Here is a 4,239-nt window from a genome sequence, read left to right as displayed (position 1 = left end):
CGGCCGCGGCGCTGGCGGTGGTGGCGTGGCGCGCGCTGCGGGCCGGGCAGCCGGCGCGGGCCGGGCTGCTGGCGGTGCTGTTCGCGATTCCGCTGAACTGGGTGATCCTGCAGGGGGTGCTGCCGAACCTGACCGCGCCATGGATCTCGCCGCGGCTGGCGGAGCTGGTGCGGCAGACCCATCCCGGCCTGCCGGATGAGCGGTTCGGCACGGTGGGGTATCACGAGCCGTCACTGATGTTCGCCATGGGATCCGAGATCCGGCTGCTGCAGGACGGCGCGGCCGCGGCGCGTTTCCTGGCCGCTGGCCCGGGTCGCGTGGTCGCCGTGGCCGATCGGCAGGAAGCCGCGTTCAGGGCCGAGGCAGCGGCGCTCGGCCTGACGGTGCGCGAGCATGGCTCGCTGGCCGGCTTCAACTATTCGCGCGGCCGGCGGGTCGCGATCAGCCTTTACGGAGCAGGCGGATGATCGAGTGGGTGACCGGCGTTGTCGCGGCAGGCGGATGGCCTGGCGTACTGGCGCTGATGTTCCTGGAGAACCTGTTCCCGCCGATCCCGTCGGAGGTGATCATGCCGCTGGCGGGCTTCGCCGCGGCGCGGGGACAGATGTCCTTCATGCTGGCGGTGATCGCCGGCATCGTGGGGACGCTGCTGGGCAACGCCTTCTGGTACGAGCTCGCGCGGGCCATCGGCTCGGCGCGCATCCGCCCGCTGTTCGCGCGCTACGGGCGCTGGTTCGCGGTGGACGACAAGGACTTCGACAAGGCCGAGGCCACGCTGAAGAAATACGGGCCAGTGGCGCTGTTCTTCGGACGCCTGCTGCCGGGCATCCGCACGCTGATCTCGATACCGGCGGGGCTGGCGCATATCCCGCGCCACGTCTTCTACCTCTGGACCGCGCTGGGCAGCACGATCTGGATCCTGTTCCTCACCACCGCGGGCTACTGGATGGAGGAGCACTACGACAAGGTGGAGGGCTGGTTCGAGCCGCTCTCCTACGTCGTGGTCGGCGGCATCCTCGCCACCTACTTCTGGCACATCTGGTCCACGCGGGTGCGCAAGCGCGCCTGACGGCCCGGGCGCCGCCCGCCGGCGGCGCCGCGTTCACGGCAATGCGTTGCGGGTCGGACGCAAAGGTTTTGCGTCGCGCACGACCTGCGGCGCAGAGTGACGGCAACACATCCGGTCGAGCAGCTCCGTTTCCGAGGGAGGACGGCCATGAGCGACGATGTGGTTGCCACGCTGCGTACGCGACTGCGCGGAAGCGTCGTCGGGCGACGCGATGCCGAGTACGACACGGCGCGCGCGCTGTACAACGGCATGATCGACAAGCGGCCGCTCGCCATCGCGCAATGCGCCGACGTCGCGGACGTGATCGCCGCGGTGAACCTGGGCCGTGAGAGCGGCCTGCCGCTTGCTCTGCGCGGCGGCGGCCACAACGGGCCGGGCCTGGGCAGCGTGGACGACGGGCTGGTGATCGATCTCTCGCGCATGCGCGGCGTGCGCGTGGACCCGGAGGCGCGCACGGCCCGCGTCGAGGCAGGCTGCACGCAGGGCGACGTGGATCATGCGACGCACGCCTTCGGCCTGGCGGTACCGGCCGGCATCATCTCCACCACCGGTATCGCCGGCCTGACGCTGAGCGGCGGGCACGGCTACCTGTCTCGCAAATTCGGCCTGACCATCGACAACCTGGTTGAGGCCGACGTCGTTCTGGCCGATGGCAGCTTCGCGGTGGCCAGCGAGACGCAGAACCCGGACCTGTTCTGGGCGCTGCGCGGCGGTGGCGGGAATTTCGGCGTCGTCACCAGCTTCCTGTTCAGGGCGCACCCCGTCAGCACCGTCTTCGCCGGGCCGATCGCGTGGGACCAGGCGCACGCGCGGCAGGTCATGCGGAGCTACCGCGACATGCTGCCGCGACTGCCGGAGGAGCTCGGCGTGTTCCTCGGGCTGAAGACCGTGCCCTCCACCGCGCCGTTCCCCCAGCAGCATTGGGGCCAGCGCATCTGCCTGCTGATGTGCTGCTACGCGGGTGAGGAGAGCGAAGGCCGCCGGGCGATCGCGCCGCTGCTGCAGCAGCTGCCGGAGCCGTGGTTCAACTGGATGGGCATGATGCCCTACCCGGCGCTGCAGAGCATGTTCGACCCGCTGATGCCGAAGGGCATGCAGTGGTACTGGCGCGGCGACTTCGTGAAGTCGTTGCCGGACGAGGCAATCGCGGCGCATCTGGAGCAGGCCGCGCGCACGCCGAGCGAGCTGTCGCTGATGCACCTCTATCCCATCGACGGCGCCGTGCACCGCGTGGCGAAGGACGCGACGGCCTGGAACTGCCGCGACGCCACCTGGTCGATGGTGATCGCCGGGATCGACCCGAACCCGCAGATGGCCGGCACCGTCACGCGCTGGGCCAAGGCCTATTGGGATGCCGTGCATCCCTTCGACCTGGGCGGCGCCTATCCCAACTTCATGATGGACGACGAGGGCGAGGCGCGGATCCGGGCGAGCTTCGGGGACAACTATCCGCGCCTCGCGGCGGTGAAGCGGCACTACGATCCGGCCAACCTTTTCCGGGTGAACCAGAACATCAGGCCCGCCGCCTGAACGCCGTGCCGGATGCGGCGTGCCCGCCTCACCGGCGGCGGGCACGCACCCGCAGCGGCACCAGCGCCAGGTCGGACGGCGCGCCGCTGCCGCGACGCGGGGGCGGCTGCCGCGGGTCGTCTGCCAACAGCATCGTCGCAACGCCGATCTGGACGCTGCCGAAGGTCAGCCCGACGAAGAACCACAGCACCAGGGCCGGCCACCAATGCCCCGCCGAGTTCAGCAGCAGCTTGGCCGCGTCGGTGTAGTCCGTCAGCAGCAGCCCGGCGACGAAGAGGGCGGACAGGCCGAAGCCCACCATCCCATGCGAGACGAGGAACCGCACCGCGACGGGAAGACGACGCCATGCGTGGACGGGGTTCGCCATGGGCAGTTCCTTTTTCCGGCGCCGACATAGCTGGGCCACGTCGCACGCCTTTGAAGCCTTCACCCCCAGGGATTCCGGCGCCCGCCCGGGCTCCATGGACCGGGCCGTGCTCCCGCAACGCGCGGCGGGGCCGCCGGGATCCGCGGCCCGCCATCGGAGGGCGGCCCGATCCGCGCGGCCAGCGCCTCCAGCGCCGCGACGCGGTTCTGGGTGGCGGGATGGGTGGAGAAGAGTCCGTCCATCCGCAGGCCGGAGAGCGGATTGATGATGAAGAGATGCGCGCTGGCGGGGTTCGCCTCCGCGGCCTCGTTCACCCGTCCCTGCTTGTAGCCCTCGAGCCGCAGCAGGGCGGAGGCCAGGCCGCGCGGGTCGCCGGTGATCTCGGCGCCGATCCGGTCGGCCTCGTATTCACGCGACCGGCTGACCGCCATCTGCACGATCATCGCCGCGATCGGCGCCAGCACGATCAGCAGGATGGTGCCGATCGGGCCGAAGGGGTTGGACCGCCCGTCGGAGCTGCGGCCGCCGAACAGGAAGCCGAACTGCGCCAGCATGCCGATGGCGCCCGCCAGCGTCGCGGTGACGGTCATGATCAGCGTGTCGCGGTTCTTGATGTGCGCCAGCTCGTGCGCGATCACGCCCGCCACCTCACGTTCGCTCATCATGTCCAGCAGGCCGGTGTTGACCGCGACCGCCCCCTTCTCCGGGCTGCGGCCCGTGGCGAATGCGTTGGGCTGGTCCTCGTGGATCACGTAGAGCGCGGGCATCGGCAGGCCGGCGCGGCCGGCCAGGGCGGCAGTCATCTCATAGAGGCGCGGCGCATCCTGCGGCCCGATCGGCTGCGCGTTGTGCATGCCGAGCACGACGCGGTCGCTGTTCCACCACGCGAAGAGGTTCATCGCGCAGGCCAAGCCGAAGGCGATCACCATCCCCTGCTCGCCGCCGATCGCGTAGCCCACGCCGACGAACAGCGCGGTCATCGCGGCCAGCAACAGCGCGGTGCGGAAATAACCGGCCATGTCCCGACGCTCCCGTATGCCGGCCCTGCGCGTTGATCTCGCGACAGGAGCCCCGGAGCCACTAGATGAGCGCCATGACCGAGACCAGCAACCGGGGCGGTGCGCCGCAGAAGGCGCAGCTGCCCATCCCCCCAGGCGATCCCACCGGCCCCGCCCCCGGCCGCCCGGTGCCGGAGCCCACCCCCGGCCCGGCGCAGCCGCCCCCGGCCATCGAGCCGCCGCTGCCCGGCGAGAAGGTGCCGCCCGCCGGCGAC

General features: G+C 71.0%; 4 protein-coding genes and 2 pseudogenes. 4 read left to right on the top strand and 2 right to left on the bottom strand.

All coding sequences use genetic code 11. The features are described 5' to 3' along the window. The 3 genes and pseudogenes from OZN99_RS26760 to OZN99_RS26750 all read left to right on the top strand — a co-directional run. A pseudogene (locus tag OZN99_RS26760) lies at positions 1-467 on the top strand (ArnT family glycosyltransferase); the annotation flags it as partial. Beyond that, the gene (locus OZN99_RS26755) at positions 464-1,069 is read left to right on the top strand and encodes a DedA family protein (RefSeq protein ID WP_270938281.1); all 606 of its coding nucleotides are present in this window, start codon (positions 464-466) and stop codon (positions 1,067-1,069) included. The pseudogene OZN99_RS26760 and the gene OZN99_RS26755, both read left to right, overlap by 4 nt. Before the next feature lie 147 nt (positions 1,070-1,216). After that, positions 1,217-2,599 carry an FAD-binding oxidoreductase gene (locus OZN99_RS26750; RefSeq protein WP_270938280.1) on the top strand — a complete coding sequence of 461 codons (1,383 nt, stop codon included), beginning with the start codon at positions 1,217-1,219 and terminating at the stop codon, positions 2,597-2,599. 28 nt (positions 2,600-2,627) lie between these two features. On the opposite strand, the gene OZN99_RS26745 is transcribed toward OZN99_RS26750, so the two are convergent. Next, a complete protein-coding gene (locus tag OZN99_RS26745; RefSeq protein ID WP_270938279.1) occupies positions 2,628-2,966 on the bottom strand; it encodes a hypothetical protein in 339 nt (112 codons plus the stop codon). A 59-nt stretch (positions 2,967-3,025) separates the two neighbouring features. Then, on the bottom strand, positions 3,026-3,985 hold the full coding sequence (gene htpX / locus OZN99_RS26740; RefSeq protein ID WP_270938278.1) for a zinc metalloprotease HtpX: 960 nt from the start codon (positions 3,983-3,985) through the stop codon (positions 3,026-3,028). Positions 3,986-4,050: 65 nt separating this feature from the next. On the opposite strand from htpX, the pseudogene OZN99_RS26735 reads away from it, so the two are divergent. Beyond that, positions 4,051-4,239: pseudogene (locus OZN99_RS26735) on the top strand (response regulator); the annotation flags it as partial.

Origin of the sequence: Falsiroseomonas oryzae, from assembly GCF_027856955.1 — a bacterium.
Classification (GTDB): Bacteria; Pseudomonadota; Alphaproteobacteria; order Acetobacterales; family Acetobacteraceae; genus Falsiroseomonas; species Falsiroseomonas oryzae.
The sequence above is the reverse complement of the archived record's forward strand: the minus strand, read 5'-3'. Positions and strand labels throughout refer to the sequence as shown.

Bases quoted from the DNA above. Each gene is read 5' to 3' on its own strand.
- OZN99_RS26755 (WP_270938281.1), top strand. From the start codon at position 464: ATGATCGAGTGGGTGACCGGCGTTGTCGCGGCAGGCGGATGGCCTGGC.
- OZN99_RS26750 (WP_270938280.1), top strand. From the start codon at position 1,217: ATGAGCGACGATGTGGTTGCCACGCTGCGTACGCGACTGCGCGGAAGC.
- OZN99_RS26745 (WP_270938279.1), bottom strand. From the start codon at position 2,966: ATGGCGAACCCCGTCCACGCATGGCGTCGTCTTCCCGTCGCGGTGCGG.
- htpX (WP_270938278.1), bottom strand. From the start codon at position 3,985: ATGGCCGGTTATTTCCGCACCGCGCTGTTGCTGGCCGCGATGACCGCG.